The organism is Aquisphaera insulae, from assembly GCF_011064615.1.
Classification (GTDB): domain Bacteria; phylum Planctomycetota; class Planctomycetia; order Isosphaerales; family Isosphaeraceae; genus Aquisphaera; species Aquisphaera insulae.
This window is the reverse complement of sequence record NZ_JAALJH010000043.1, coordinates 54,633-80,165: the sequence shown is the minus strand read 5'-3', so window position 1 is coordinate 80,165 and position 25,533 is coordinate 54,633. Positions and strand designations below refer to the sequence as shown.

26 protein-coding genes are annotated in these 25,533 nt (G+C 67.5%); 17 read left to right on the top strand and 9 right to left on the bottom strand.

The genetic code is table 11. The features are described from left to right. Positions 1-140 precede the first annotated feature (140 nt). Both G6O54_RS21370 and G6O54_RS21365 read right to left on the bottom strand, forming a co-directional pair. Complete coding sequence (locus G6O54_RS21370; RefSeq protein ID WP_165227796.1) at positions 141-1,499, bottom strand: Gfo/Idh/MocA family protein; 1,359 nt, start codon at positions 1,497-1,499, stop codon at positions 141-143. A gap of 143 nt (positions 1,500-1,642) precedes the next feature. Next, positions 1,643-2,158, bottom strand: a complete 516-nt coding sequence (locus tag G6O54_RS21365) for a hypothetical protein (protein WP_165227794.1) — start codon at positions 2,156-2,158, stop codon at positions 1,643-1,645. 149 nt (positions 2,159-2,307) lie between these two features. Between G6O54_RS21365 and G6O54_RS21360 the strand changes: the two genes are divergently transcribed. After that, a complete protein-coding gene (locus tag G6O54_RS21360; protein WP_165227792.1) occupies positions 2,308-2,850 on the top strand; it encodes a DUF2127 domain-containing protein in 543 nt (180 codons plus the stop codon). On the opposite strand, the gene G6O54_RS21355 is transcribed toward G6O54_RS21360, so the two are convergent. From G6O54_RS21355 to ispF, 5 genes are all read right to left on the bottom strand, one after another. Then, positions 2,748-4,760 carry an ATP-dependent DNA helicase gene (locus G6O54_RS21355; RefSeq protein WP_165227790.1) on the bottom strand — a complete coding sequence of 671 codons (2,013 nt, stop codon included), beginning with the start codon at positions 4,758-4,760 and terminating at the stop codon, positions 2,748-2,750. The two genes, G6O54_RS21360 and G6O54_RS21355, sit on opposite strands and share 103 nt — an antisense overlap. 56 nt (positions 4,761-4,816) lie before the next feature. Next, positions 4,817-5,857 carry a sulfur carrier protein ThiS gene (gene thiS / locus G6O54_RS21350; protein ID WP_304511161.1) on the bottom strand — a complete coding sequence of 347 codons (1,041 nt, stop codon included), beginning with the start codon at positions 5,855-5,857 and terminating at the stop codon, positions 4,817-4,819. 147 nt (positions 5,858-6,004) lie between these two features. After that, entirely contained in the window at positions 6,005-6,592 is a 588-nt protein-coding gene (gene ruvC, locus G6O54_RS21345) for a crossover junction endodeoxyribonuclease RuvC (RefSeq protein WP_250847011.1), read from the bottom strand. Positions 6,593-6,785: 193 nt separating this feature from the next. Then, on the bottom strand, positions 6,786-8,237 hold the full coding sequence (gene cysS / locus G6O54_RS21340; RefSeq protein WP_165227788.1) for a cysteine--tRNA ligase: 1,452 nt from the start codon (positions 8,235-8,237) through the stop codon (positions 6,786-6,788). 68 nt (positions 8,238-8,305) lie between these two features. Next, on the bottom strand, positions 8,306-8,788 hold the full coding sequence (gene ispF / locus G6O54_RS21335) for a 2-C-methyl-D-erythritol 2,4-cyclodiphosphate synthase (RefSeq protein WP_165227786.1): 483 nt from the start codon (positions 8,786-8,788) through the stop codon (positions 8,306-8,308). A gap of 463 nt (positions 8,789-9,251) precedes the next feature. Between ispF and csrA the strand changes: the two genes are divergently transcribed. The 3 genes from csrA to G6O54_RS21320 all read left to right on the top strand — a co-directional run bounded on the left by csrA (position 9,252) and on the right by G6O54_RS21320 (position 11,728). After that, positions 9,252-9,452 (top strand): carbon storage regulator CsrA, encoded by a 201-nt coding sequence (gene csrA, locus G6O54_RS21330; protein WP_165227784.1) that lies wholly within the window; start codon positions 9,252-9,254, stop codon positions 9,450-9,452. A gap of 227 nt (positions 9,453-9,679) precedes the next feature. Continuing rightward, positions 9,680-10,921, top strand: a complete 1,242-nt coding sequence (locus G6O54_RS21325; protein ID WP_165227782.1) for an aldo/keto reductase — start codon at positions 9,680-9,682, stop codon at positions 10,919-10,921. 513 nt (positions 10,922-11,434) lie between these two features. Beyond that, the gene (locus G6O54_RS21320) at positions 11,435-11,728 is read left to right on the top strand and encodes a (2Fe-2S)-binding protein (RefSeq protein ID WP_165227780.1); all 294 of its coding nucleotides are present in this window, start codon (positions 11,435-11,437) and stop codon (positions 11,726-11,728) included. Here the strand turns inward: G6O54_RS21320 and bfr are convergent. Then, positions 11,671-12,171, bottom strand: a complete 501-nt coding sequence (gene bfr, locus G6O54_RS21315; RefSeq protein ID WP_165227778.1) for a bacterioferritin — start codon at positions 12,169-12,171, stop codon at positions 11,671-11,673. The two genes, G6O54_RS21320 and bfr, sit on opposite strands and share 58 nt — an antisense overlap. A 384-nt stretch (positions 12,172-12,555) precedes the next feature. Between bfr and nifB the strand changes: the two genes are divergently transcribed. The 3 genes from nifB to G6O54_RS21300 all read left to right on the top strand — a co-directional run bounded on the left by nifB (position 12,556) and on the right by G6O54_RS21300 (position 14,691). After that, on the top strand, positions 12,556-14,052 hold the full coding sequence (nifB, locus tag G6O54_RS21310; RefSeq protein WP_165227776.1) for a nitrogenase cofactor biosynthesis protein NifB: 1,497 nt from the start codon (positions 12,556-12,558) through the stop codon (positions 14,050-14,052). A 29-nt stretch (positions 14,053-14,081) separates the two neighbouring features. Then, the gene (locus G6O54_RS21305; RefSeq protein ID WP_165227774.1) at positions 14,082-14,363 is read left to right on the top strand and encodes a 4Fe-4S binding protein; all 282 of its coding nucleotides are present in this window, start codon (positions 14,082-14,084) and stop codon (positions 14,361-14,363) included. 118 nt (positions 14,364-14,481) lie between these two features. Beyond that, a complete protein-coding gene (locus G6O54_RS21300) occupies positions 14,482-14,691 on the top strand; it encodes a TOBE domain-containing protein (protein ID WP_165227772.1) in 210 nt (69 codons plus the stop codon). 73 nt (positions 14,692-14,764) lie between these two features. Here the strand turns inward: G6O54_RS21300 and G6O54_RS21295 are convergent, their stop codons facing one another. After that, the gene (locus G6O54_RS21295) at positions 14,765-15,616 is read right to left on the bottom strand and encodes an SIR2 family protein (RefSeq protein ID WP_165227770.1); all 852 of its coding nucleotides are present in this window, start codon (positions 15,614-15,616) and stop codon (positions 14,765-14,767) included. Positions 15,617-16,109: 493 nt separating this feature from the next. On the opposite strand from G6O54_RS21295, the gene nifH reads away from it, so the two are divergent. From nifH to G6O54_RS21245, 10 genes are all read left to right on the top strand, one after another. Next, the gene (gene nifH, locus G6O54_RS21290; protein WP_165227768.1) at positions 16,110-17,009 is read left to right on the top strand and encodes a nitrogenase iron protein; all 900 of its coding nucleotides are present in this window, start codon (positions 16,110-16,112) and stop codon (positions 17,007-17,009) included. Positions 17,010-17,172: 163 nt separating this feature from the next. After that, positions 17,173-18,624, top strand: a complete 1,452-nt coding sequence (gene nifD, locus G6O54_RS21285) for a nitrogenase molybdenum-iron protein alpha chain (protein ID WP_165227766.1) — start codon at positions 17,173-17,175, stop codon at positions 18,622-18,624. A gap of 60 nt (positions 18,625-18,684) precedes the next feature. Continuing rightward, the gene (gene nifK, locus G6O54_RS21280) at positions 18,685-20,256 is read left to right on the top strand and encodes a nitrogenase molybdenum-iron protein subunit beta (RefSeq protein ID WP_165227764.1); all 1,572 of its coding nucleotides are present in this window, start codon (positions 18,685-18,687) and stop codon (positions 20,254-20,256) included. Between the two features lie 67 nt (positions 20,257-20,323). Further along, complete coding sequence (gene nifT / locus G6O54_RS21275; RefSeq protein ID WP_165227762.1) at positions 20,324-20,536, top strand: putative nitrogen fixation protein NifT; 213 nt, start codon at positions 20,324-20,326, stop codon at positions 20,534-20,536. Positions 20,537-20,569: 33 nt separating this feature from the next. Beyond that, on the top strand, positions 20,570-21,310 hold the full coding sequence (locus G6O54_RS21270) for a dinitrogenase iron-molybdenum cofactor biosynthesis protein (protein WP_165227760.1): 741 nt from the start codon (positions 20,570-20,572) through the stop codon (positions 21,308-21,310). Continuing rightward, positions 21,307-21,582, top strand: a complete 276-nt coding sequence (locus G6O54_RS21265) for a DUF6129 family protein (protein WP_165227758.1) — start codon at positions 21,307-21,309, stop codon at positions 21,580-21,582. The genes G6O54_RS21270 and G6O54_RS21265 overlap by 4 nt, the downstream gene beginning before the upstream one ends. A gap of 45 nt (positions 21,583-21,627) precedes the next feature. Continuing rightward, entirely contained in the window at positions 21,628-23,046 is a 1,419-nt protein-coding gene (nifE, locus tag G6O54_RS21260) for a nitrogenase iron-molybdenum cofactor biosynthesis protein NifE (RefSeq protein WP_165227756.1), read from the top strand. Positions 23,047-23,071: 25 nt separating this feature from the next. Beyond that, positions 23,072-24,502 carry a nitrogenase iron-molybdenum cofactor biosynthesis protein NifN gene (gene nifN / locus G6O54_RS21255; RefSeq protein ID WP_165227754.1) on the top strand — a complete coding sequence of 477 codons (1,431 nt, stop codon included), beginning with the start codon at positions 23,072-23,074 and terminating at the stop codon, positions 24,500-24,502. Further along, positions 24,465-24,953 carry a NifB/NifX family molybdenum-iron cluster-binding protein gene (locus G6O54_RS21250; RefSeq protein ID WP_205678968.1) on the top strand — a complete coding sequence of 163 codons (489 nt, stop codon included), beginning with the start codon at positions 24,465-24,467 and terminating at the stop codon, positions 24,951-24,953. The genes nifN and G6O54_RS21250 overlap by 38 nt, the downstream gene beginning before the upstream one ends. 55 nt (positions 24,954-25,008) lie before the next feature. Then, positions 25,009-25,464, top strand: a complete 456-nt coding sequence (locus G6O54_RS21245) for a NifX-associated nitrogen fixation protein (RefSeq protein WP_165227752.1) — start codon at positions 25,009-25,011, stop codon at positions 25,462-25,464. The last annotated feature ends 69 nt before the right edge of the window (positions 25,465-25,533 follow it).

Below are 25,533 nucleotides of genomic sequence, written 5' to 3'. Positions count from 1 at the left end.
GGCGAGGCTCCTGCCGAGCCAGGCGCAAGCTGCAGATAACGCCCGGGCCGAGTTCCAGCCGCAGCACGGGCCTCAGTGGTCCTGTGCGTCTGTGCTCCGCTTGGCACACCCTGCGGCGACCGCGAAAATCGCGCTCGGGCTCACGCCAGCGACCAGCCTTCCCGATACTCGCGCTTGAGGAACGGCATCGCCTCCGGCGCGTCGGGGCAGGACAGGGTCTCGGCGTCCCAGGTGATCTTCCGGCCCACGCGATAGGCGACGTTGCCGAGGTGGTTGGCCTCGGTGAGCCGGCCGGCGTACTCGAAGTTGCAGGTCGTGGGCTCGCCGGTCTTGCAGGCGCGGATCCACTCGGCGTGGTGGCCGATCGAGGACGGGATCGACGGGGCCGGCCGCTTGACGTCCCGGAACCGATCCTCGGGGAGCAGGACGTGCTTGCCGTAGTCGGCCAGGATCATCCCCTTGTCGCCGACGAAGAGCGCCCCGCTGTCCCACTTCGGGATCTCGCCGCGATGCCAGGCCTCGGGCTTCTCCTTGCCCTGATACCACGTCACCCGGACGGGGGGACGCTCCCGGCGCGGGCCGTATTCGTAGACCGCGCGCATCGAGGCGGGGGCGATCTCGGGATGAGGCTTCCCCCCGCCCGGCTCGATGGACTTCGGGGCGTCGAGGTCCAGGGCCCAGAACGCGAGGTCGACCCAGTGGCTCCCCAGGTCGCTCATCGTGCCGTTGCCGAAATCCCACCATCGATACCACTTCGGCCCCGGGAAGTAGACCTCGTGGAACGGACGGAACGGCGCGGGGCCGATCCAGAGGTCCCAGTCCAGGCCCGTCGGGATCGGCGACGAACCGCTCGGCCGATCCTGGACGGAGACGATGTCCCCGTTTGCCTTCGCGTCGGCCTCCGACTGCAAGCCCCAGGCGCGGCCGACCCAGACGTGGGCCTCGCGGATCGGTCCGGCAATCCCCGACTGCACGAGCTCCACGACGCGGCGGTAGTTGTCGCCGGCATGGATCTGGGTCCCCATCTGGGTGGCAACCTTGGCCTTCCGCGCGGCCTCGCGGATGACCCGGGCCTCGTAGACGTCGTGGGTCAGCGGCTTCTCGCAGTAGACGTGCTTGCCCAGCCGGAGCGCCGGCAGCGTGGCGAAGGCGTGGGTGTGCTCGGTCGTGCTGACGACCACGGCGTCGAATTCGCTGGCGTGATCGAAGACCCGGCGGAAGTCCTTCTCCCGCCGGGCGCGGGGATGGAGCGACGCCGCCCGTTCGAGATTTGGCCCGTGCACGTCGCAAACGGCGACGATCTCCTCCGATGAGACGTCCTGCAGGTTGGACGCCCCCCGCCCGCCGACCCCGATGGCCGCAATCCGTAGCTTGTCGTTCAGGTTCCTCCCGCGGACGATCGCGGGGAAGGCGAGCACGCCGGCCGCGGCGCCCGCGGCCCCTCGCGTGAACTGACGACGCGTGATCCGGATGGGCGAGGATGTGAAGGCATGATCCATCGTGGTGATACCTCACGGGCGTGGCGCGAGCGGGGTGGAGCCTGGGCGTGACCGGGGCAGCCCCCGGAGCCAACATGATCGACCCTCGGCCGCCGAGATGCAAGGAGGTCTCCGTACGAAGGCGAGATCATCTCGTGCCGGCGTCAGGGTCGCCGTCGCCCGACCATGTCCTCGTGCCAGCGACAGTAGCCCATGAATTCCTCGATCCGCCATCCGGCAGGCGAGAACGCCGAGGCGGCATGTTGCAGCGACCACCGCGGCCGCGGCATCGCTTCGGAGGTCTTTCCTTCCCCGAGGTAAGCCATCAGGTCCGCGACATCCACCCGCGACACATGCTCGCGAATCGGATCATTGCCGCACCAGTGATGGACGCGAAGGAGTCCGTAAACCCTCCCATCCTTGCCGACCTCGACGCCCCGTTTCGTGACCTCGGCCAGGGCCGCCGAATGCTCCGGCAGGCTCGCGAATCCCGGCAAGGGAACGACTTTCCCCGCCGGCAGCAGCAGCCCGGATCCGGACCAGCCTTCCACCGGGATCGGCGAACGAAGCGTCTCGACGCGTCGGGTCGCCGTTCGGTGGATCATCAGGAGCATCGCGGCCCCCGCGACGGCCGCCATCAGATGAACGGTGCGGATTCGAAAGGCGCCCCGAAATCGCACGGCAGGGCCTCCTCATGGCGAGACGACGTCTCGAAACGGACGAGACGCGTCGGGTATCCGCTACATTCTTGGATGCCGATCGTGCGAAGATCAATCATCGCAGACGAGAGGACGCGAGTGATCAGCGGTACCGGCCGATCGAGAGAGACATGCTGGAGCGAAGGGTTCCGCAAGAAGGCAGGATGCCGGTCGGCTTCCTCCTGATCGGCCTCTACAAGCTGGCGACGGCCGTGCTGGCCGTCGTGCTCGCGGTCGGCCTGGCTCGGGTCTACCGCGGGGATGCCCGCGCAAGCCTGGAGCAGTTGACCCGACTCGTCGGGCTCGATCCGGAGAACTCCTTCGTCCATCCCCTGCTCCTCCGGCTCGCGGAGCTGGGACGCGAGCAGATCCGCGTGGTGCTGGCTGGGCTCGCGGGGTATGCGGCCCTGCACGTGGTGGAAGGGATCGGGATCCTCAGGGGCAAGCGCTGGGGCGAGTTCCTGATCGTCCTGGCCTCGATGTCCTTGCTGCCGGTCGAGGTGTGGGAGATCGCCCGCCGGGGCGGGCCGGTCCGGATCGCGGCGCTGATCGTCAACGCGGGGATCGTCGTCTACCTGATCGGCCGGCTCGGCCGCGAGGGAGGCGTGTTCAGGTCCACCCGTTCGATGATCCGCGGGCAGTCCGGGAGCGAGCCGAGGAACGTCCGGCCGTAGGGCTTGGTCATGATCCGCGGGTCGAGGATCACGACGATGCCCCGGTCGGTCTTCGTCCGAATCAGCCGGCCGAAGCCCTGCTTCAGCTTGATGGCGGCCTCCGGTATCTGGTACTCGACGAACGGGTTGCCGCCGCGGCGGCGGATGTCCTCGAGCCGGGCCTCCAGCAGCGGATGGCTCGGGACGCTGAACGGCAGGCGGACGATGATCACGTTGGAGAGGGCCTCGCCCGGGACGTCCACCCCCTGCCAGAAGCTATCGGCGCCGAAGATGACGCTGTTCACGTCCGCCTTGAAGGCTTCCACCATCTTCGACCGCGGCATGCCGTCGCTCTGGGCGAAGAGGGCGATGTTCCGCTCGGCCAGCCAGGGGGTCAGCGCCCGCGCGGCGGCCTCCAGCATCTTGTACGAGGTGAAGAGCACGAACGCCTTGCCGTTCGTCCGCTCGAGATAATGCGCGATCGCCGGGATCGCCGCCCGCTCGAACTCCGCCGGCTGCACCGAGGGGTCCGGGAGGTTGCTCGGGAGATGGATCGCCGCCTGTGTGGGATAGTCGAACGGAGACCCCAGCGCGAGCGTCTCCGCCTTCGTGACGCCGAGCCGCGTCTTGAGGAAGTCGAACCGCGGCGGCGTGCCGACGCAGAGTGTGGCCGAGGTCAGCACGCAGGTCGGCACCTTGCTGAAGAGCATCCTCCGGAGCGCGGGGCCGACGTCGAGCGGGGCGCAGGCGAGGCGGATCCGCCGCCACTGGCGGGCCTCGGACTCGACCCAGTAGACGTGGTCCTCCGCCATCTGCTGGACCCACGTCGTGAGCTGGTCGGCCATGCCCAGGCAGCGGTCGGAGGCGGCCGAAAGCTCGATCCGATCGTCCGGCTTCTCCACCTTGCTCGCGCCCTCGGCGATGGCCCGGCCCAGCTCGCGGAGGAGATCCATCAGGCCGTGGTCGAGATCGAGCTTGCCGCGGACCCGGCCGTTGAAGCTGTCCCCCTGGCGGTCGAACCAGAAGGCGACCTGCTCGAAGAACTCGTCGGCCGCCCGCCTCGAGGCGACGACGAGGTCCTTCGCCTCCTGGAGCTTGTGATAGCCGACCAGCCCTTTCTGGGTCCGCTCGTTGTAGAGCCGCGACAGGGTGATGTCGATGCCGATGTTCGAGACCTGGAGCCCCAGATGCTCGCCGGCCACGGCCTCGAGCGTGTGGGCCTCGTCGAAGATGGCGACGTCATACTTGGGCAGGAGCGAGAAGCCGGAATTCTCCGACCGGATGGCCAGGTCGGTCATGAAGAGGGCGTGGTTGACGATCAGGAGGTTGGCCGACCAGACCCGCCGCCTGGCCGCGAAGTAGAAGCACGCCTTGTTGCTGGGGCACTCACGGCCCAGGCAGTTGCCGCTCTCGCTCTGGACCGCGTCCCAGACCGCCGGCAGGGGCCGGAACGAGAGGTCGGACCGGGTGCCGTCGGGCGTCCGCATGGCCCAGAGGCGGACGTCGCCGAGCTGATCGATCTCCTCCTGCTTCGCGAAGGCGGACATCATCCGCGAGGTCGCGACGTTCATCCGGCGGAGGCTGATGTAGTTGGCCCGCCCCTTCACCAGCACGGCCGAGAACTCGTGGGGCATCACCGCGCGGAGGAACGGGATGTCCTTCTGGAGGAGCTGCTCCTGGAGCGCGATCGTATGGGTGGAGATGACAATCGTCTTCTCCTGCTCAACCGCCGCCATGATGGCGGGCACGAGATAAGCGAAGCTCTTGCCCACGCCGGTGCCGGCCTCGACGATGAGGTGACCGGGGGCCTCGATCGCGTCGGCCACGGCGCGGGACATCTCGAGCTGCTGCTCGCGGGCCTCGTACGAGGGGAGGCGCCTGGCGACGGCGCCGCCGGGTCCCAGGATGGTGGCGGGGTCGATCTGCTTCATGCCGCCGCCATTCGATGGGTCAAAGGTTAAAGGAGGCCCGCACGGGCGAACCGGCGTCAGTCGCGGCCGACGAGGCCCTGGGTCGGGCTCGACGCCGTCGCGTAGAGCTTGCGGGCGATCCGCCCGGCGCCCGCCGCGAGCCGCCCGGCCTCGACGGCCAGGCGCATGGCATGGGCCATCCTCAGGGGGTCGCGGGCGCCGGCGATCCCGGTGTTCAGGAGGACGCCGTCGCAGCCGAGCTCCATGGCGATGGCCACGTCGCTGGCCGTGCCGACGCCGGCATCGACGATGACCGGATAGTCGGGATCCTCCGCCTTCAGATCCTCGAGGATGATCCGGATGTTGTTGGGGTTGAGGACCCCCTGGCCGCTGCCGATCGGGCTGCCGGCGGGCATCACCGACGTGGCCCCGGCCTCCTTGAGTCGACGGGCCATGATCGGATCGTCGCTCGTGTAGCAAAGGACCTGGAAGCCCTCCTTGACGAGCACGCGGGTCGACTCCAGGGTGGCGACGGGATCGGGCAGGAGCGTCCGCTTGTCGGCCAGGACCTCGAGCTTGACCCAGCTCGCGCCGGGGTTTCCCAGGCCCTCGAGGAGCTCGCGGCCGAGCCGGGCGGTGCGGAGGGCCTCCTCGGCGGAGAAGCAACCGGCCGTGTTGGGGAGGATCGTATAGCGCGTTGGATCCATGTAATCGAGGAGGTTCCGGCCCTGGCTATCGAAGAGCCGTTCGCGGCGAACGGCCACGGTGACGACCTCCGCGCCGCTAGCCTCCAGGCAGTCTCGCATCAGCTCGAGCGTGCCGTATTTCCCAGTCCCGACGAAGAGCCGGCTGCGGAAGGTGTGGGTGCCGATCGTGAGCGCCGGGGGCTCGATGTCCGGGGCCGGCGCGCCCCCTCCGACGAGGGTGACGATCTCCAGGACATCGCCCGCCGCGATCGGGGTCTCGGCGTGTCGGCGACGGGTGACCAGGTCGCGGTTGATCTCCACGGCCACGTGCTCCGGCCGCAGCCCGAGATGCGTCAGGAGCCCCGCCACGTTGAGGTTCCCGGGGATCTCGCGACGCTCGCCGTTGAGTGTGATCTCCAAGGTCTTGTCCACCGCAGGAGGCAATCGGTCGGAAGAGGAGGCGCGGCCCGAGGATGCCCTTGCTGGGCGTTCGAGCCGCCAGACTTCTCATCGTATCGCCGGGAAAGAGACGGGGTCAAGGAAGCCCGAGGCGACGGGCGCGGGTCCCCGGGCCTGCGTTCAATGCCCGTCGAGTCCGACCATGTTCCTGCTCACCTGGTGGTGGCAGAGGGCGACGGCACAGGCGTCGGCGACGTCGTGGGGCTCCGGCAGGGCGTCGAGCCGGAGCTCCGTCATGATCGCGTGCTGCATCTGGGACTTGGGGGCCCGGCCGCTTCCCGTCAGCGATTTCTTGATCCGCGAGGCGGCGTAGCCGAAGACCGGGATCCCCCGGAGCGCCGCGGCGAGCATGATCACGCCGCGGGCGTGGGCCATCAGGATGGCGGTCCTGGGGAATTTGACGTGACTGTGGACCCGCTCGATCGCCACGGCGGCGGGGCGGAACTCGTCGAGGATCTCGAGGAGCCCAAGGTGCAGGTGAGAGAGCCGCTGCCCCATCGCCTTCCCCTGCGCGGAGGGCCGGATCACCCCCGCCTCGACGACGCGAGTCGCACGGCCCGACGACTCGAGCACGGCGTAGCCCGTGACGTTCAGGCCGGGATCGACCCCGACGACGCGGCCGGGGAAGACCGCGGGCCGGCCGTCATCACCGGTCCGGGGCTGCATCCGGAGGAGATCCGGCTCGGACTCGCACGATCGCAGTGCCATCCTCTTCATCGCTCCTTCCGTCCCTGGGAGGAAGCAAGGTCTTTAGGGCTTTGTCACAGCTTGATTTTCGGGGTCGTCGCAGGACAGGCAGGAATGCCTGTCCTCCGAAATCCCCGACACACATGGCTTTGAACCCGGGGGGACAGACATTCCTGTCTGTCCTGAAACCCGAATTCATCGTGTTGACAGAGCACTAGGGCTTCGATTCCGCCCGCCAGCGCGTCCCTTCGGGCCGATCCTCGAGGGTCACGCCGATGGCGGTCAGCCGCTTGCGGACCTCGTCCGCGAGGGCGTAGTTCTTCTCCTTGCGGAGCCGGGCCCGGAGGTCGATCAGGAGCTCCATGAGGGGGGCCGTGAGCGAATCCTCGGCGGTCGCCTTCGTCGGCGGCGATGCGAAGATCCCCAGCAAACGGCTCAGCTCGCGGAGGGTCCGCACGGCGGCGAGGTAGCCGGGCGAGCCGCCGACGGTGGACTCCCGATTCACGCCGCGGAGGATCTCGAAGAGCTCGCCGATGGCCCCGCCGGTGTTGAAGTCGTCGTCCATCGCGTCGAGGAAGCCGCGGCGATGCTCGGCGACCTCGGCGGAGAGCGCGGGGTCCACGGACTCGTCATCGCGGCGGGTCGGCGCCTCGAGCGTGTAAAAGGACTGTCCGGTCAGCTCCTCGAACCGCTCGAAGGCGCGGTAGAACGCCTGGAGGCTGCGGTCGATCTCGTCGAGCCGGCCGGGGCCGAAGTCGATCGGCCGACGATAGTGGCTCGACAGGAGCAGCACGCGGAGCGTGTCCGGCGCGTGCGATTCGAGGAGGTCGCTCATCAGGACGACCGTCGTCGGGTCCGACTTGGAGATCTTCTTGCCTTCCTTCGTGAGCAGGCCGTTGTGCATCCAGTAGGTGGCGAACGGCACGCCCGTGAAGGACTCGGATTGAACCAGCTCGTTCTCGTGATGCGGGAAGACCAGGTCCAGGCCCCCGCCGTGGATGTCGAGATGAGGCCCCAGGTACTTCATGCTCATCGCGGAGCACTCGATGTGCCAGCCCGGCCGGCCCGGCCCCCACGGGCTTTCCCACGAGGGCTCGCCGGGCTTGGAGGCCTTCCAGAGGGCGAAGTCGCCGGAATTCCGCTTCAGCGAGGTCGGCTCGATGCGGGCCCCGGCCATCAGCTCCTCCGGGTCGCGGTGGCTCAGCTTGCCGTACTCGGCGGCCTTCGTGACGTCGAAGTAGACGTCGCCTCCGGAGGCGTAGGCGAATCCCCGGTCGATCAGGCCGCAGTTGATGTCGATGATCTCGGCGATGTGCTCGGTGGCGCGGGGCATCTCGTCGATGCCCGCCACGTCGAGCGCACGGAGGCAGTCCAGGTAGTCGCCCGTGACCTGCTCGGCCAGCTCCTTCACCGACGTCCCATCCTTGTTCGCCTGGACGATGAGCTTGTCGTCCACGTCCGTGATGTTGACGACCCAGGTGACCTCGTAGCCGAGGTACACTAGATAGCGCTTGATGGCGTCGAAGATCACCGGGCCGACCATGTGCCCGATGTGGCTCTTGGAATAGACCGTGGGGCCGCAGACGTACATCCCGACCTTGCCGGGCGTGACCGTCTTGAAGGGCTCCTTGGCCTGGCTCAGCGTGTTATAGACTCGCAGGGGCATGGGTCGTCACCACTCGACTCGGTATGGGGAGGGATCGCGCCAGGAGCCCTGGCCGTGGTCCCGGGGATTCAGGCCGTCGCGGCCTTCTCGATCAGGACGGCGGCGTGACAGCAGATCGCCTCACCCCGGCCCACGGGCCCGACGTGCTCGCCGGTCTTCGCCTTGACATTCACGGCATCCTCCGGGAGGCCCAGCAGCCCCGAGAGCCTGGCCCGGATGGCCGCCTTGTGGGGACCGAGCTTCGGTTCCTGGGCATGGACGATCACGTCGCAGTTGACGGGCCGCCACTCCCCGCGCCGAAGCTGATCGACCACCTCCTGTAGAAGGATGGTGCTGTCCAGCCCGCGCCACTTCAGGTCGGTGTCGGGATAGTGTTCGCCGATGTCCCCGAGCCCGGCCGCCCCGAGGAGGGCGTCGGCCACGGCATGGCAGACGACATCCGCATCGGAATGTCCGGCCAGCCCCCGCGGGTGCTCGATCTCCACTCCCCCCAGGATCAGGGGCCTCCCCTCGACGAGCCGGTGCGTGTCGTGACCCAGGCCTACTCGCATCGAACGGGGGGATCCTCTCCTGACGCCTCTGCCCCTTCCCTCTGGCACCCGGTCCGGGCTGACTGTGCCGGTCGCGGCAGGGCTTGACGGCTTGATCGTCGATCCGATGGTAGCGACTCTGCCCGTTTCTGGCTATCCCGGGCAATCTCGCCCCCGCGCCGTTCCCTTTTTTCCGTCGGGCGGCGGATTTTGGGAAGAAATCTTTCAAGTCATGGCCTGATGTTCACGGGGGCCGACGAGCCATGGTATCGAGCTTTGCAGATTTAAGACGCAATGAAGCAAAGACTTGGGGAAATACTAAAGTTTCGGCGGTTGTCGTTGGCATTCCGCGTGCTTATGTTTCCTCTCGTGAAGGCGGCCTGAACACGCGGGCCCCGGGACACGTAAGTAGGACGCCCCGGGTCGCGACGGAACGCCGCGGTGAATGACTCGACCGAGAGCCCACTTTGCAAGGAGGTTTGTGATGTTGGTCCTGAGCCGCAAGCTGAATGAGAAGATCGTGATCGACGGCGGAATCGTGGTCACGGTCGTGAAGATCGAGGGTGGTCAGGTCCGCCTGGGCATCGAGGCCCCCCGCCACGTCAAGGTCTTCCGCGAGGAGATCCTCGATCACGCCACGTCCAAGAAGGTCCAGGACGATTCCCTCGTCGGCGCCGGGGCCTGAGCCCGCGGGCCGGGGTACGGCTCGTTTCATCTGGGCCAGAGTGAACCAGGATCCGGCGATTGTGGCCAGCCGACTTCCGCCGCGATCGAGTCGGTGCCTCGATCTCCCCCAATCTCGGCAACGATCTTCCTCGACACGAGGAGGATCGGAGATTAGCCTGATCTGGAATCAGCGACGAATCGTCGCTGAGCCGGGATGGGACACGCCGCAACTTCTGGAGATCGCCCATGTACGACTGCCACCAGACCGATGACGAAGGGTCGACGGAGATGGACCGTCGCGGGTTCCTGGGCGCCGGAGCCGGCGGCTTGGCCGCGGCCGGGCTGCTCGTCGGCGGGCCCCGCGCGGACGCGCAAGAGACCGCGAAGGCTCCGAATGCCGGCCTATTGCCCACGCGGGTCCTCGGCAAGACGGGCGTCCCGGTGAGCATCCTGAGCCTGGGGACCTGGAAGAGCGTCGGCCTGGATCGGATCCTGAGGACGTCGTGGGCCGGAGGCCTCCGTTACGTCGACACGGCGGCCAGCTATGGGTCGGAGCCGGCCATCGGACGCTGGCTGAAGTCGGATTCCTCGATACGCAAGGATCTGTTCCTGGTCACCAAGAACACACCGAATACCCCGTCGCTACTTCTGGCTTCACTGGAGAAGAACCTTCAGGCCCTCCAGACAGACTACGTGGACCTGATCTTCATCCATGCCGTGGGCGACCATGGCGGCGACGCGGCGGTCGAGTGGCCCAGGAGCAAGGAGTTCAAGGAGGCTGCAGAAGCCATCCGCAAGTCCGGCAAGGCGAAGTTTGTCGGCTTCTCCACGCACCACCCGAGGCAGGCTGAGATCCTTACGAACGCCGCCGAGGGGGGCTTTGTAGACGCCATCATGGTCCGCAACAACCCGTGGACCGCCGCCGAGGCCCCCATGAACCGGGCCCTGGACGCCTGCCACAAGGCGGGGATCGGCCTGATCTCGATGAAGCAGATCGCCGGCCAGAAAGACACCGATCAGATTGCCAAGGGCATGCCCGAGCTGAAGGAAAAGGGCCTCTCCCCCTACCAGGCCCTGCTCCACGCGATCTGGTCCGACGAGCGGTTCGCCGCGGCCTGCGTCTCGATGCGGAACACCGACCAGGTCCGCGAGAACCTCGCCGCCGCCCGCAACTTCAAGCCGATGGCGAAGGCCGATATCAACCGCCTGCGCGACGCTTGCATCGCCGCCGGCCCGACCTTCTGCGCCGGTTGCGACGGCAGTTGCCGTCGCGCCGCCGGCACCGAGGCAGAGCTTGGCCAGCTCACCCGGGCCCTGACCTACCACGAACACCACGGCTATCGCGACGAGGCCCGCGCCCTCTACGAGTCTCTCTCCCCATCGGCCCGGAATTGGCAAGGTGCCAATCTCGAGGCCGCCCGCGAGGCGTGCCACAACAAGCTCGACTTCGCGAAGCTGCTGCCCAGGGTCGACGAACTCCTCTCCTGACCCTGATCCGCAAGGCACACTCCCCCCGCTTCGGCCATTCGCGGAGTCGACGACCACTCGGGTCCAGTCGACTCCGCGTTGTTTTTAGGTTCATCCGGCGGAAGCGCGCGCCGGGAGATTCGCGACGCCACTCCTTGACATGGGGAATTGTTGAGCTGGAGGCCCCCGATCTTGTAGGGTGTGTCAAGCGAAGCGCAGACGCACCGGATCGGCGCGGCCTTGGAAATCACGATGGCTCCCCTCTTGGGCAAGCCATGCGAGCATGGCCTCGCCCGCTCGTACCCCATGAATCGGCGGTCGGTGCGTCTGCGCTTCGCTTGACGCACCCTACAAAAGATGCGCATGCCCACGCCCGTGGATGGCGGATTTCCGAGCCCGGCGCGCGCTTCGGCCGGATGAGCCTGTTTTTATCCCTTTGACGACTCAGGGTGATTGACAGCCGAAACAGACTGGCAATAGACTGAGACTCAGTCTCATCGATCCCGAAGTGCTCTTCGGTTCTGGATCAATGCCATGTCCGACCGCCATGAAACAGCCTCGTGTGCCCGCCGCGACGAAGTGGGCCCGTGCAGTCAATGTCCCCGGGATCTGGTCTGCAATTGCCTGCAGGTGACGGCAGCGGAGCTGATGGACGCCTTCGCCTCGCGAGAGATCCGCACGATCAAGGACATCAAGCGGGCGACGGGAGCGGGCGACGGCTGCATGGTCTGCCATCGCCTGCTCCGCAAGTACCTGGAGCAGTACTCGGATTACTTCCCCTCGCCGGCCCCGGCCCCCTCGCCGGAGCCCATCATCTCGGCCAGGTAGTTCTGAAGGCCGACGGTCTCGATGAGGCCGAGCTGGGTCTCGAGCCAGTCCACGTGCTCCTCGGATTCCGAGAGGATCGGCGCCAGGACCTCGCGAGTGCCGTTGTCCTTGAGCCGGACGCAGAGGTCGACGGCCGCGTTGTAGTGCTGGACGCCGCCGAGCTCCAGCTTGAGGTCGTTCTCGAACTGCTCCTTCACGTCCTCCCCGACGCGGATGACGTCGTAGCGGGCGATGTCGGGGATGCCGTCGAGGAAGAGGATGCGATCGATGAGCGCCTCGGCGTGTTTCATCTCGCCCATCGATTCCTCGTAGTGCTTGCGGCCGAGCTTCATCAGCCCCCAGTTCATGCACATCTTCGCCTGGCAGAAATACTGGTTGATCGCGGTCAGCTCGATCGTGAGGGCTCGGTTCAGGGCATCGATGACCTGGGGATCGCCTTTCATTCGGGGGTGCTCCGGGGTAAGGGTCGGCCCGCGTCGGTGTGCGTCGCGGGGAGGAAACGAGAGGGGCTCGGCGCGGGACCCTGCGCCGCTCGGTTCGGGGATAGATTACGTCGCCGAGATCCGGCAGGGCAACTGGAGGGTCGTCGAGTTCGCCGTGTCGGATTGGCCCCAATCGGCTCGCGTTCCTGTCGCATTCGCGACGAAGCCGGCCCCGTCGTGGATGGAGTGCGCCGGAGGATCCGCGGATTTTCCAGGGCTTTCGCCCCGCCGCGGCGAGGTTTCCGGATCCGGTATCGCAATTGCTTCCTGGCCGGCCATCTCGCTCCTCAACCACGGAAAGCCCCGGCGCCTCCCTCCCCGTCGGCAGCCACTCGAGGGACTTTCATGAAGCTGACGATCCTCGACCCCGCCGACGCGGGCGCGCCCAAGGGAGGCTGCGCCGCCGGCTCGTGCGGCAGCACGGCGGACCAGATGTCGCACCTGCCGGAATCGATCCGGCAACGCGTCTTCAACCATCCCTGCTACTCCGAGCAGGCGCATCATCATTTCGCCCGGATGCACGTCGCGGTCGCGCCCGCCTGCAACATCCAGTGCCACTACTGCAACCGCAAGTATGACTGCGCCAACGAATCGCGTCCGGGGGTCGTGTCGGAGCTGCTGACCCCCGAGCAGGCGGTGAAGAAGACGATGGCCGTGGCCGCCACCATCCCCCAGATGACGGTCCTGGGGATCGCCGGGCCGGGGGACCCTCTCGCCAACCCGGATCGGACCTTCGCGACCTTTCGGATGCTCGCGGCCCAGGCGCCCGACATCAAGCTCTGCGTCTCGACCAACGGGCTGGCGCTCCCGGACTGCGTGGAGGAGCTCGCCCGGGCCAACATCGAGCACGTGACGATCACGATCAACTGCCTGGACCCGGCCGTCGGCGAGGAAATCTATCCCTGGGTCTTCTGGAAGAACCGGCGGATCCGCGGCCGCGAGGCGGCGAAGATCCTCATCGACCGCCAGCAGCGGGGCCTGGAGATGCTCGTCGAGCGCGACATCCTGGTGAAGGTCAACTCGGTGATGATCCCCGGAGTCAACGACGAGCATCTCGCCGAGGTCAGCAAGGAGGTCAAGAGGAAGGGGGCGTTCCTGCACAACGTCATGCCCCTGATCTCGGAGCCCGAACACGGCACCTTCTTCGGCGTGATGGGCCAGCGCGGGCCGTCCCCCGCGGAGCTGCAATCCCTCCAGGATAAATGTGCCGGCGACATGAACATGATGCGACATTGCCGCCAGTGCCGGGCCGACGCCGTCGGCCTCCTCGGCGAGGATCGCGGCGCGGAGTTCACGCTCGACAAGATCGAGGCGATGGACATCGACTACGCGGCGGCGATGACGCGGCGGTCGGCCATCCACGCGGCCATCGACGAGGAGCTGCAGCAGCAGGCCGCGGCCCTCTCCGGGCATCGGCCGGCGACCGCCGTCCCGGCCGTCCCCGCCGGCTCTCGCCCCGTCCTGATGGCCGTGGCCTCGAAGGGGGGCGGCCTGGTCAACGAGCATTTCGGCCACGCCCGCGAGTTCCTGGTCTACGAGGCCGCTCCCGCCGGGGTCCGGTTCATCGGCCACCGCAAGGTGGAGGCCTATTGCTCCGGCGGCGACACCTGCGGCGAGGCGGAGACGGCCCTCGATCGCACGATTCGCGCCCTCGAGGGCTGCGAGGCCGTCCTCTGCTCGAAGGTCGGCCATGAGCCCTGGGAGGCCCTGGAAGCCGCCGGCATCCGGCCGAACGGCGAGCACGGCATGGAGCGGATCGAGCGGGCGGTCGCGGCGGTCTATCTCGAGTTCTACCGGGCGGGCCGCCTCGACGCCCGCGAGACCCATCACATGGCGGGCTGACGGCCGGCGACGCGAGAGGATCCGATCCCATGGCGCTGAAGATCAACGACGCGTGCGTCAACTGCTGGGCCTGCGTGGACCTCTGCCCGACCGGGTCGATCTTCCGGCCCGGGACGAAGGCCCACTTCGTGATCAATCCGAAGACGTGCACCGAGTGCGCCGGAGCCTTCGACGACCCCCAGTGCGCGAGCATCTGTCCGATCGAGGGGGCCATCGTCCGTCGCGGCGAGGCCCTCAACCCGCCGGGCTCTCTCACGGGAATCCCGCCGGAGCGGATGGAAGAGGCGATGGCCAGGTACCGCTCGCGTTAGGCGTGAGGCCTGGCCCGCGGCTAGAATGACGCGGCGGCCGCGGACGAAGGGCCGGGCGGCCGCGGACGAAGGGCCGGGCGGCCGCGTCCTCAGGATCCATTCAACGAGAGGATCGGGAATGAAGCTATCTGCACGCAATGTTCTCAAGGGTACGGTGGACCGGATCGTCCCGGGGGCCGTGAACAGCGAGGTCTTCCTGAAGCTGCCCGACGGCACGGAGATCGTGTCCATCATCAGCAAGGATGCGGTGGCCGAGCTGAATCTCGCCCCGGGCTCCACGGCCTACGCCGTCGTCAAGGCCTCGAACGTGATCATCGCCGTCGATTGAGCGGATGATCGCGGCGGCGGCCTCCGAGTCGAGGCCGCCGCCGCACCGTGTCGACCGGAGGCCCGGCCCGCGATCACGCGACCGAGGCCCTGTCGGCGATCTCGAGGAACGAGGCGAAGTCGGCCTCGACGACCTCCAGCCCCTTGGTCGCGCAGTAGCGTCGTTCCTTGGAGGTCGGCTCCTCGATGAAGACCCAGCCGGCGTGCTCGTGCGAGTCCGCGATCAGCTCGGAGAGGACCATTCGCTGCGTGTCCCGGCGGAGGCGGAGGCCGGCCACCAGGTACTTCTTGCCCTGGCGGTGGAGCTTGGCGAAGCCCGGGATCGCGAAGCCTCCCATCAGCTCGGTGATGTAGTCGACGTAGTCCGCGTCCGAGGCGATGTAGGTCGGCTCCGGCAGCGGCGTGCCGTGGGGCTTGAAGAGGACCGGCAGCGACGCGTTCACCTCGTCGTGGGTGACGGACCGATACTGCGAGCCGTCGCTCTCCCAGAGGCGGAAACGGTAGTCCGAGCCGACGATCCGGGCCACGCCAGAGACCAGCGTGTGGGGCCGGCCGGCGTAGAGCTCCTGCAGGCGAGTGTCTCGGTTCGTGTCGATGATGTACGGGAGGCTGAGCGAGGCGAGCCATTCGTGGACGGCACCGCCGGTCCAGGGCTTGTTGCCGTAGGTCATGGTCAGGAAGTGGGAGAGGAACTTGCGGCCCTTCTTGAGCTCGAAGTGCATCGCCGCCCTGGGGAACTCCTCCATCAGCTTCGGGCTCAGGTGCCGACCGCCCGTCATCGCCATGATCAGGGACGTGTCGTCGGCCGGGATCGGGCTGCCGTCGTCGAAGCTCGTGACGTCGCCGAGGACTCCCGGCCCGAGATAGGGGACGACGTCGCCGGACAGGACCCCGCCGAGGATGTCTCCCAGGAGCTTGGTTCGCATCGAAGTATCCTCTTGAGCTGGATTGTGGAACGCCGGCTGATCCCCGCCGCGAGGGTGAGAGTGATCGGCACCAGAGCAAGCGGCGCGCCGGACTTCCCAGGTGCCGTCCGATCCGGCGGGATGGCCGCCCGGGGCCTCCAGCCGGCCTCTCGCGGGTCGTCCATCGCGTGGCGAACCCGACAATCGCGGTCGGACGTGTGGCACATCTCACAACCCCGCCCACGTCGCGATCGCGACGCGAACGGCCGCCGCGGTCTCGTCGCGAACCCGACATACCGGAGTGCGACTGTGGCACACCACACACCCGAGTCCGTCGGCGGACCGGACCATGAACGGCCGCTTTTCGGCCGAAAAACGGGCTCAAACGCGTCTTCACGGGAGAATATGAGACGTTTTTCGGAGTCGGCACGGCCCTTGCCTTGGGGGTGGGTCGTGAGTCGAGGACGACGTCCAGGCCAGTAACCACGAACGCCGGTACGAGGGGATCACCGCGATGGGCAAGTTGCGACAGTGTGCGATCTACGGCAAGGGCGGCATCGGCAAGTCGACCACCACCCAGAACCTGGTCGCGGCCCTGGCCGAGGCGGGTCAGAAGGTGATGATCGTCGGCTGCGACCCGAAGGCGGACTCCACCCGCCTGATGCTCCACGAGAAGGCCCAGAACACGATCATGCACCTGGCGGCCGAGGCCGGCGGGGTCGAGGACCTGGAGCTCGAGCAGGTCATGAAGGTCGGCTACGGCGCCGTCAAGTGCGTCGAGTCCGGCGGCCCGGAGCCGGGCGTCGGCTGCGCCGGCCGCGGCGTGATCACGGCCATCAACTTCCTCGAGGAAGAAGGGGCCTATGATCCCGACCTCAACTTCGTCTTCTACGACGTCCTCGGCGACGTCGTCTGCGGCGGCTTCGCCATGCCGATCCGCGAGAAGAAGGCCCAGGAGATCTACATCGTCTGCTCCGGCGAGATGATGGCCATGTACGCGGCCAACAACATCGCCAAGGGGATCGTCAAGTACGCCAACACCGGCGGCGTCCGCCTCGGCGGCCTGATCTGCAACTCCCGCAACGTCGACCGCGAGGACGAGCTGATCATCGCCCTGGCCGAGAAGCTGGGGACCCAGATGATCCACTTCGTCCCCCGCGACAACGTCGTCCAGCGCGCCGAGATCCGCCGCATGACGGTCATCGAGTACGACCCGAAGGCGAAGCAGGCCGACGAGTATCGGACCCTCGCCAGCAAGATCGAGAACAACAAGAACCTCGTGATCCCGACGCCGATCAGCATGGACGAGCTCGAGAACCTGCTCATGGAGTTCGGCATCCTCGACGAGGAGGACTCGTCGATCGTCGGCAAGACGGCCGCCGAGGAGGGTCTCGCGGTCACGACCATCGGCTGAGCCTCGAACGCCTCGACCTTCCCCGTCACCGGCCGCCCCCTCCCTCTCCGGGCCGCCGGGAGCCTCCTCCTCCTCTCCGGGCCCTTCCAACGCGACATCGATCGGCCGGGCGCGGCGCCCGTGCCCCGCTCAGGCTGCGTCCATCCTTCCGCGAGGTATCGCCATGTCCGTGCTCACCCAAGAGGAAACCGAGGCGCTGATCCAGGAAGTGCTCGAGGTCTATCCGGCCGAGGCCCGCAAGGACCGGCTGAAGCACCTCTCGCCCAACGACCCGGAGCTCGAGCAATCCAAGAAATGCATCACGTCCAACAAGAAGTCGCTCCCGGGCGTGATGACGATCCGCGGCTGCGCCTACGCCGGCTCCAAGGGCGTGGTCTGGGGCCCGATCAAGGACATGATCCACATCTCCCACGGCCCCGTCGGCTGCGGCCAGTACTCGCGGGCCGGCCGGCGCAATTACTACATCGGCACCACGGGCGTGAACACGTTCGTGACCATGAACTTCACGAGCGACTTCCAGGAGAAGGACATCGTCTTCGGCGGCGACAAGAAGCTCGCCAAGCTGATCGACGAGATCGAGGCCCTCTTCCCCCTCAACAAGGGGATCTCGGTCCAGTCCGAGTGCCCGATCGGGCTGATCGGCGACGACATCGAGGCCGTCTCCAAGAAGAAGTCGAAGGAGATCGGCAAGGTCGTGGTGCCGGTCCGGTGCGAGGGCTTCCGCGGCGTCTCCCAGTCGCTGGGCCACCACATCGCCAACGACTCGATCCGCGACGTCGTCTTCGTCGAAGGGGTCGAGAAGCGCGAGGCGACCTTCGAAAGCTCGCCGTATGACGTCGCGATCCTCGGCGACTACAACATCGGCGGCGACGCCTGGTCCTCCCGCACGCTCATCGAGGAGATGGGCCTCCGGGTGGTCGCCCAGTGGTCCGGCGACGGCACCATCGCGGAGCTCCAGAACACGCCCAAGGCGAAGCTCAACCTGCTCCACTGCTACCGGTCGATGAACTACATCGCCCGCCACATGGAGGAGCGGTTCGAGATCCCCTGGCTCGAATACAACTTCTTCGGCCCGACCAAGATCGAGGAGAGCCTGCGGGCCATCGCCGAGCACTTCGACGACACCATCAAGGAGGGTGCCGAGCGCGTCATCGCCCGCTACAAGGCGGAGACCGAGGCCGTCATCGCCAAGTATCGGCCCCGGCTCGAGGGCAAGAAGGTCATGCTCTACGTCGGCGGCCTTCGCCCCCGCCACGTCATCGGCGCCTACGAGGACCTCGGGATGGAGGTCGTCGGCACCGGCTACGAGTTCGGCCACAACGACGACTACGACCGGACGCTCAAGGAGATGGGCAAGGCGACCCTGCTCTACGACGACGTCACCGGCTACGAGTTCGAGGAGTTCGTCAAGCGGGTCAAGCCGGACCTGGTCGGCTCGGGAATCAAGGAGAAGTACATCTTCCAGAAGATGGGCATCCCCTTCCGCCAGATGCACTCGTGGGACTACTCGGGCCCCTACCACGGCTACGACGGGTTCGCGATCTTCGCCCGCGACATGGACATGACCCTCAACAACCCCTGCTGGTCCAAACTCACCCCGCCCTGGAAGAGCTGAGGCCGCCGGCCGGCATCCCGCCCCATCGCCCCGCCGAACATCTCGAAAGGAGATCGCGTCATGAGCCAGCAAGTCGAGGACATCAAGCCGTGCTTCCCGCTCTTCCGTGACCAGGAATACAAGGACAGCCTCGCGAACAAGCAGGCCCTCTACGAAGAGTCCCACCCGAAGGCGAAGATCAACGAGGTCTTCGAGTGGACGACCTCCGCGGAGTACAAGGAGCTGAACTTCCAGCGCGAGGCCCTGACGATCAACCCGGCGAAGGCCTGCCAGCCCCTGGGGGCGGTGCTCTGCGCCCTCGGGTTCGAGAAGACGCTCCCCTACGTCCACGGCTCCCAGGGATGCGTCGCCTACTTCCGGACGTACTTCAACCGCCACTTCAAGGAGCCGATCGCCTGCGTGTCCGACTCCATGACGGAGGACGCGGCGGTCTTCGGCGGCCAGAAGAACATGTTCGCGGGGCTCGAGAACGCCAAGGCGATCTACAAGCCCGAGATGATCGCCGTCTCCACGACCTGCATGGCCGAGGTGATCGGCGACGACCTCAACGCGTTCATCAACAACGCCAAGAAGGCGGAGCACCTGCCCCAGGAGTTCCCGACGCCGTTCGCCCACACGCCGAGCTTCGTGGGCAGCCACCTCAACGGCTGGGACAACATGTTCGAGGGCATCCTCCGCCACTTCACCCTCAACGCGATGGACGACAAGAAGGTCGGCTCCAACGGCAAGATCAACATCGTCCCCGGCTTCGAGACCTACCTGGGCAACTTCCGCGTCATCAAGCGGATGCTCCGCGAGATGGACGTCCCGTTCTCCTTCCTCTCCGACCCGGAAGAGGTCCTCGACACGCCGGCCGACGGCAAGTACCGGATGTACTCGGGGGGGACCACGCAGGATGAGGTCAAGGACGCCCCCAACGCCCACACGACCTTCCTGCTCCAGCCCTGGCAGCTCGAGAAGACGGCCAAGTTCGTCGAGAACACCTGGGCCCACGACATCCCGACGCTGCCGATCCCGATGGGGCTCGAGTGGACCGACCAGTTCCTGATGAAGGTCTCCGAGGTCACCGGCAAGCCGATCCCGGCCTCGCTCGAGAAGGAGCGCGGTCGACTCGTCGACATGATGACCGACTCGCATTCCTGGCTCCACGGCAAGAAATTCGCCCTCTGGGGAGACCCCGACTTCGTCTCCGGCATGTGCAAGATCCTCATGGAGCTGGGGGCGGAGCCGACGCACGTCCTGGCCAACAACGGCAACAAGCGGTGGCGGAAGGACGTCAAGAAGCTCCTCGAGTCCTCGCCCTACGGCAAGAAGGCGGAGGTCTACACCGGCTGCGACCTCTGGCACATGCGGTCCCTGGTCTTCACCGACCGGCCGGACTTCATGATCGGCAACTCCTACGGCAAGTTCATCCAGCGCGACACGCTGCACAAGGGAAGTGAGTTCGAGGTGCCGCTCATCCGCCTGGGCTTCCCGATCTTCGACCGCCACCACCTGCACCGCGACACGACGCTCGGCTACGAGGGGATGATGCACGTCCTCCGGACCCTGGTCAACGCGATCCTCGAGCGGCTCGACGACGACACCCGCGGGATGGGGACCACGGACTACAACTACGACCTCGTCCGCTGACGCCCAGGGGGGCCGCCTCTCCGCCCGCCTCCACCAGATGACCACGAAACAGACATGGGGATCCGCCATGCCCAAGGTGATGCTCCGCAGGGGAAGGACCGGCCGGCTCGTCTTCTACGTGGCCAAGAAGGACCTCGAGGACGAGGTCGTCTCGCTCGAGTTCGACCGGCCCGACAAGTGGGGCGGCCAGCTCGAGCTGAGGGACGGCTCGCGCTACTTCGTCGAGCCGTTCGACTCCCCGCCCAAGCTGCCGGTGACCGTCCAGGCCCAGAAGATCTAGCTTCCCCCTCATCGCTCCACGAGGTTTCCAGCCATGAGCCTTGAACTCTCGCGCGACCTGGCCCTGAGGATCGGGATGGCGGCGCGAGCCTTGCCGGACGTGAGCGTCGGGCAACTCATGAAGGGCCTGGTGGGCCAGCTCGGCTGGCCGTTGGACCAGGAGAAGCTGGGCCGCCTGACGGTGACCCAGCTCCGCAACGCCCTCAGCCAGGGGGGCTCGATCGACGCCGACGTGGACCTCCCCACCGCCGAGGTCGCCGACCGCTACGACGTCGACCTGCTCAAGGAAGTCGTCGCCACCCTCTGGGGCGACAAGTCGGCCGAGGACGGGCTGCCCGAGATCGACGCCTACGAGGACGGCGACATGCCCGGCTCGATCCGCGCGGCGGTGTCCTCCGACTCGGCCGAGGAGCTGGACGCCCACTTCGGCTCCGCCCGACGCTACCTGATCTATCAGCTCTCGCCGGCCGAGCTCCGGCTCATCGACATCCGGACCGCCCGAGGTGCCCAGGACGCCGACGACCCGTCCGCGTTCCGCGCCCGGCTCATCGACGACTGCCACGTCCTCTTCGTCCGGTCGATCGGCGGGCCGGCGGCGGCGAAGGTGATCAACGCCGGGGTCTATCCGCTCAAGTACACGGAGGGCGGCCCCGCTCGGCCGTACCTCGAGGAGCTTCGCCGGAGGATGGGTTCATCGCCGCCCCCCTGGCTGGCCAAGGCGATGAACGTGCCGCTCGAGGACCGCATCCGCTACCACGTGGAGGCAGGGTCGTGACTCCCGAATTCGTGGCGGATGTGGCCGGTCGGGCCCACCGGGAAGGGCTCTCCGAGGAGACGGTCCGTCGCCTCCGGGGAGCCTTCCCGGGGGTCAGCCTGACCTATTGCGGCGACGACGACGTCCAGGGCGTGAGGCCGGTCCTCAAGCTCCCCGGCCTGAACGTCTACCTGGTGGACCGATCCGAGCATTGCGTGCGACTCACCGAGGATCACGACGCGGCCACCGGCCTGGTCCTGGCCGAGGTGTCCGACGACGACGAGGAAGCGTGACGGGCCGGGGGGCCGGACGTCGCGAACGACGATGGGGCGGGGACGATGAAGCCGAAAGACATCGCCGAGCTGCTGAATGAGCCGTCCTGCGAGCACAACAAGAAATCGAAGTCCGGCTGCGCCCGGCCCAAGCCCGGCGCCACCGCGGGAGGCTGTGCGTTCGACGGGGCGCAGATCGCCCTCATCCCCGTGGCCGACGTCGCCCACATCGTCCACGGCCCGATCGCCTGCGCCGGCAGCTCGTGGGACAACCGCGGCACCCGTTCCTCCGGGCCGGAGCTCTACCGCCTGGGCATGACCACGGACCTGACCGAGCAGGACGTGATCATGGGCCGCGGCGAGAAACGGCTCTTCCACTCGATCAAGCAGGCGATCGACGACCACCGCCCCGCCGCCGTCTTCGTCTACAACACGTGCGTCCCGGCCCTGATCGGCGACGACATCGAGGCCGTCTGCAAGGCCGCCCGGGCGAAGTGGGACGTCCCCGTCGTCCCGATCGACTGCGCGGGCTTCTACGGCACCAAGAACCTGGGGAACCGGATCGCCGGCGAGGCGATGGTCAAGCACGTGATCGGCACCCGCGAGCCCGACCCGATCCCGGTTTCCTCGGCCCGCGAGGGGATCACGGTCCACGACGTCAACCTGATCGGCGAGTACAACATCGCCGGCGAGCTCTGGCACGTCCTGCCGCTCCTGGACGAGCTCGGGATCCGGGTGCTCTGCACGCTCTCCGGCGACGCCCGCTTCCGCGAGGTGCAGACGATGCACCGCGCGGAGGTCAACATGATGGTCTGCTCCAAGGCCCTCCTGAACGTGGCCCGGAAGCTCGAGGAGACGTACGGGACGCCCTGGTTCGAGGGCTCGATCTACGGCGTCGCCGACACGTCGCAGGCGATCCGCGATTTCGCCCGGCTGATCCGGGATCCCGGCCTGACCGAGCGATCGACGTCCCTGATCGCCCGCGAGGAGGCGCGGATTCACGAGGCCCTGGAGCCGTGGCGGGCACGGCTCCGCGGCAAGCGGGTGCTCCTCTACACGGGGGGCGTGAAGTCCTGGTCGATCATCTCGGCGCTCCAGGATCTGGGCATGGTCGTCGTCGCGACCGGGACGACCAAGTCCACCGAGGAGGACAAGCAGCGGATCCGCGAGCTGATGGGGCCGAAGACGAGGATGATCGACGACGGCAACCCCCGGGCCCTGCTCAAGATCGTCCACGAGCAGGAGGCCGACATCCTGATCGCCGGGGGTCGCAACATGTACACGGCGCTCAAGGCCAAGATCCCGTTCCTGGACATCAACCAGGAGCGCGACTTCGGCTACGCCGGCTACGAGGGGATGCTCGAGCTGGCCCGCCAGCTCGCGCTGGCGATCGAGAGCCCGGTCTGGGAGGCGGCCCGCCGGCCGACGCCCTGGGAGCCGGCCCAGCCCGTCATCCATCACCGGCCCAAGGTCTTCCGCGCCTGATCGCCCGAAAGGAGATCGGAGTCCGATGACAACGACCACCGTGCGGAAGCGAACCAAGCCCCTCTCCGTGAGCCCGCTCAAGGCGAGCGCCACGGTCGGGGCCTCGCTCGCCTTCATGGGCCTGGACCGGGCCGTGCCGCTGATGCACGGCGCCCAGGGGTGCACGGCCTTCGGCAAGGTCTTCTTCGTCCGCCACTTCCGCGAGCCGATCCCGCTCCAGACCACGGCCATGGACCAGATCAGCTCGGTCATGGGCGCGGACGAGAACATCATCGAGGCCCTCAAGGTGGTCTGCGGCAAGCACAAGCCGAGCCTCGTCGGCCTGCCGACGACCGGCCTGGCCGAGACCCAGGGCGCGCACCTGACCGGGGCGATCCGGCAGTTCCGCGAGCGTCATCCGGAGTTCGACGGCATCCCCGTCGTCCCGGTCAACACGCCGGATTACTCCGGCTGCTTCGAGACGGGATTCGCGGCCGCCGTGACCGCCATGATCGACGTCCTGGTCCCCCCCTCGCGGGAGGACCGGCCGCCGATCCCGGGGCGCAAGGGGCGGGTCAACGTGCTGGCCGGCTCCTCGCTCTCGGTCGGCGACGTCGAGGCCCTCAAGGAGCTGATCGAGGCGTTCGAGCTCCGCCCGATCGTCCTCCCCGACCTGGCCGACTCGCTCGACGGCCACCTCACCGACGAGGAATTCAACCCCCTGACCTACGGCGGGATCACGGTCAAGGAGATCGCCACGCTGGGCGATTCGGACGCCACCCTCGTCGTCGGCCGGTCGATGGAGAAGGCGGCGGACCTGCTCCACGAGCGGACGGGGGTGCCGAACTATCATTTCGATCACCTCATGGGGCTGGAGGCCGTGGATGCCCTGGTCTACTGCCTGCACCGGATCAGCGACCGCGACGTCCCCCGCAAGCTCGAGCGGCACCGGGCCCAGCTCCAGGACGCCATGGTCGACACCCATTTCATGATCGGCCAGACACGGCTCGCGATCGCCGCCGACCCCGACCTGCTGCTGGCCTTCGGCCAGCTCGCCGCCCAGATGGGGGCCGAGGTGGTCGCGGCCGTCGCTCCGGCGGCGGGCCCGTCGCTCTCGTCCGTGCCGGCCGCCGCCGTCCAGATCGGCGACCTGGCGGACCTGGAGAAGGCGGCGCGAGAGGGGCGGGCGGAATGCCTGATCGGCAACTCGCACGCCGTCGACTCGGCGGGGCGGCTGGGCATCCCGATCGTCCGGGCCGGGTTCCCGCAGTACGACCTGATCGGTGGCTATCAGCGGACGTTCATCGGATACCGGGGGACGCGGCAGTTGCTCTTCGACCTGGCGAACATGCTCGCCGAGCGTCGCCATCACGCGATCCCGGCCTATCGTTCCATCTACTCGCAGAAGCGGGACGACCCCGCCCCGGAGGGACTCCTCGATGCCGGCCTCGTACCCTGTCCGGTTGATGCTCCGTGACGACGAGCCCGCCGCGCCGGGCCCGTCCATGAACGTCGCCTTCGCCACCGGCGGCATGACCGTCGTGGACCAGCATTTCGGCTCGGCGACCCGCTTCGCCATCTACCGGGTGTCGGGGACCGGGTCCGAGCTCGTCGGGGTGACCCAGTTCGAGGAGGCCGTCCACGACGGCAACGAATCCAAGCTCCCGGCCAAGATCGCCGCGCTCCAGGGGTGCGCCGCGGTCTTCTGCCAGGCGGTCGGCGGCTCCGCCGTGCGGCAGCTCGCCGCCGCGGGGGTCCAGCCCATCAAGGTGGAGCCCGGCGCCCTGATCGCCGAGGCGCTCGCCCACCTCCGCAACGAGATCAACCTCGCCAGCACCCCATGGATCGTCAAGGCCCTCCAGAGCCAGGACCGCCGCAGGGACGCGGGCCGGTTCGACGCGATGGAGGAGGAGGGCTGGGACGGTTGAGTTCGCCACGAAGTGGTCGTGCGACCCCCGAAGGTCCTTTTGGAGCGTTTCCGTCATGAGTTCGACCGCGCCGATCGTCGAGTCCAACCTGGCCAAGGAGCTCGTCAAGCAGATGCGAGCCATCGACACCTACGGCCAGCATGACCGGGCCAGCGACGACGAGATCCTGTCCCCGTTCATCGTGACCAAGGAGCACAAGCACCTCATCCCGATCGTCGGCGACCCGGACGAGGAGGTGATGTCGCGCGTGAAGGCGTACTACAACGCCATCTGCTCGCTCGTCGAGAAGGTGACCGGCCTGATGGCCATCCCCTCGATCAACATCCACCACGAGGGGTTCGGCCGCGCCCTGATCACCGTCGGCAAGCTGGTCGTCTACGACCGGACGCTCCGCGACGTCCACCGCTTCGGCTTCAATACGCGGGAAGTCCTGGAGCACGACGCCGAGAAGATCCTCGACGGGATCCTCGAGCTGATCGAGAAGTATCGCCAGGTCGCCGAGGAGGACTGACCCTCGCCGGTCGGCCCGCGCCCCCTCGATGGGGGCGCGGGCGGTCTCTCCGGGCCCCGTTCAAGGACA

Coding starts and splice junctions, on each gene's coding strand:
- G6O54_RS21370 (WP_165227796.1), bottom strand. CDS start 1,499: ATGGATCATGCCTTCACATCCTCGCCCATCCGGATCACGCGTCGTCAG.
- G6O54_RS21360 (WP_165227792.1), top strand. CDS start 2,308: ATGCTGGAGCGAAGGGTTCCGCAAGAAGGCAGGATGCCGGTCGGCTTC.
- G6O54_RS21355 (WP_165227790.1), bottom strand. CDS start 4,760: ATGAAGCAGATCGACCCCGCCACCATCCTGGGACCCGGCGGCGCCGTC.
- ruvC (WP_250847011.1), bottom strand. CDS start 6,592: ATGGCACTGCGATCGTGCGAGTCCGAGCCGGATCTCCTCCGGATGCAG.
- cysS (WP_165227788.1), bottom strand. CDS start 8,237: ATGCCCCTGCGAGTCTATAACACGCTGAGCCAGGCCAAGGAGCCCTTC.
- ispF (WP_165227786.1), bottom strand. CDS start 8,788: ATGCGAGTAGGCCTGGGTCACGACACGCACCGGCTCGTCGAGGGGAGG.
- csrA (WP_165227784.1), top strand. CDS start 9,252: ATGTTGGTCCTGAGCCGCAAGCTGAATGAGAAGATCGTGATCGACGGC.
- G6O54_RS21325 (WP_165227782.1), top strand. CDS start 9,680: ATGTACGACTGCCACCAGACCGATGACGAAGGGTCGACGGAGATGGAC.
- G6O54_RS21320 (WP_165227780.1), top strand. CDS start 11,435: ATGTCCGACCGCCATGAAACAGCCTCGTGTGCCCGCCGCGACGAAGTG.
- bfr (WP_165227778.1), bottom strand. CDS start 12,171: ATGAAAGGCGATCCCCAGGTCATCGATGCCCTGAACCGAGCCCTCACG.
- nifB (WP_165227776.1), top strand. CDS start 12,556: ATGAAGCTGACGATCCTCGACCCCGCCGACGCGGGCGCGCCCAAGGGA.
- G6O54_RS21305 (WP_165227774.1), top strand. CDS start 14,082: ATGGCGCTGAAGATCAACGACGCGTGCGTCAACTGCTGGGCCTGCGTG.
- G6O54_RS21300 (WP_165227772.1), top strand. CDS start 14,482: ATGAAGCTATCTGCACGCAATGTTCTCAAGGGTACGGTGGACCGGATC.
- G6O54_RS21295 (WP_165227770.1), bottom strand. CDS start 15,616: ATGCGAACCAAGCTCCTGGGAGACATCCTCGGCGGGGTCCTGTCCGGC.
- nifH (WP_165227768.1), top strand. CDS start 16,110: ATGGGCAAGTTGCGACAGTGTGCGATCTACGGCAAGGGCGGCATCGGC.
- nifD (WP_165227766.1), top strand. CDS start 17,173: ATGTCCGTGCTCACCCAAGAGGAAACCGAGGCGCTGATCCAGGAAGTG.
- nifK (WP_165227764.1), top strand. CDS start 18,685: ATGAGCCAGCAAGTCGAGGACATCAAGCCGTGCTTCCCGCTCTTCCGT.
- nifT (WP_165227762.1), top strand. CDS start 20,324: ATGCCCAAGGTGATGCTCCGCAGGGGAAGGACCGGCCGGCTCGTCTTC.
- G6O54_RS21270 (WP_165227760.1), top strand. CDS start 20,570: ATGAGCCTTGAACTCTCGCGCGACCTGGCCCTGAGGATCGGGATGGCG.
- nifE (WP_165227756.1), top strand. CDS start 21,628: ATGAAGCCGAAAGACATCGCCGAGCTGCTGAATGAGCCGTCCTGCGAG.
- nifN (WP_165227754.1), top strand. CDS start 23,072: ATGACAACGACCACCGTGCGGAAGCGAACCAAGCCCCTCTCCGTGAGC.
- G6O54_RS21250 (WP_205678968.1), top strand. CDS start 24,465: ATGCCGGCCTCGTACCCTGTCCGGTTGATGCTCCGTGACGACGAGCCC.
- G6O54_RS21245 (WP_165227752.1), top strand. CDS start 25,009: ATGAGTTCGACCGCGCCGATCGTCGAGTCCAACCTGGCCAAGGAGCTC.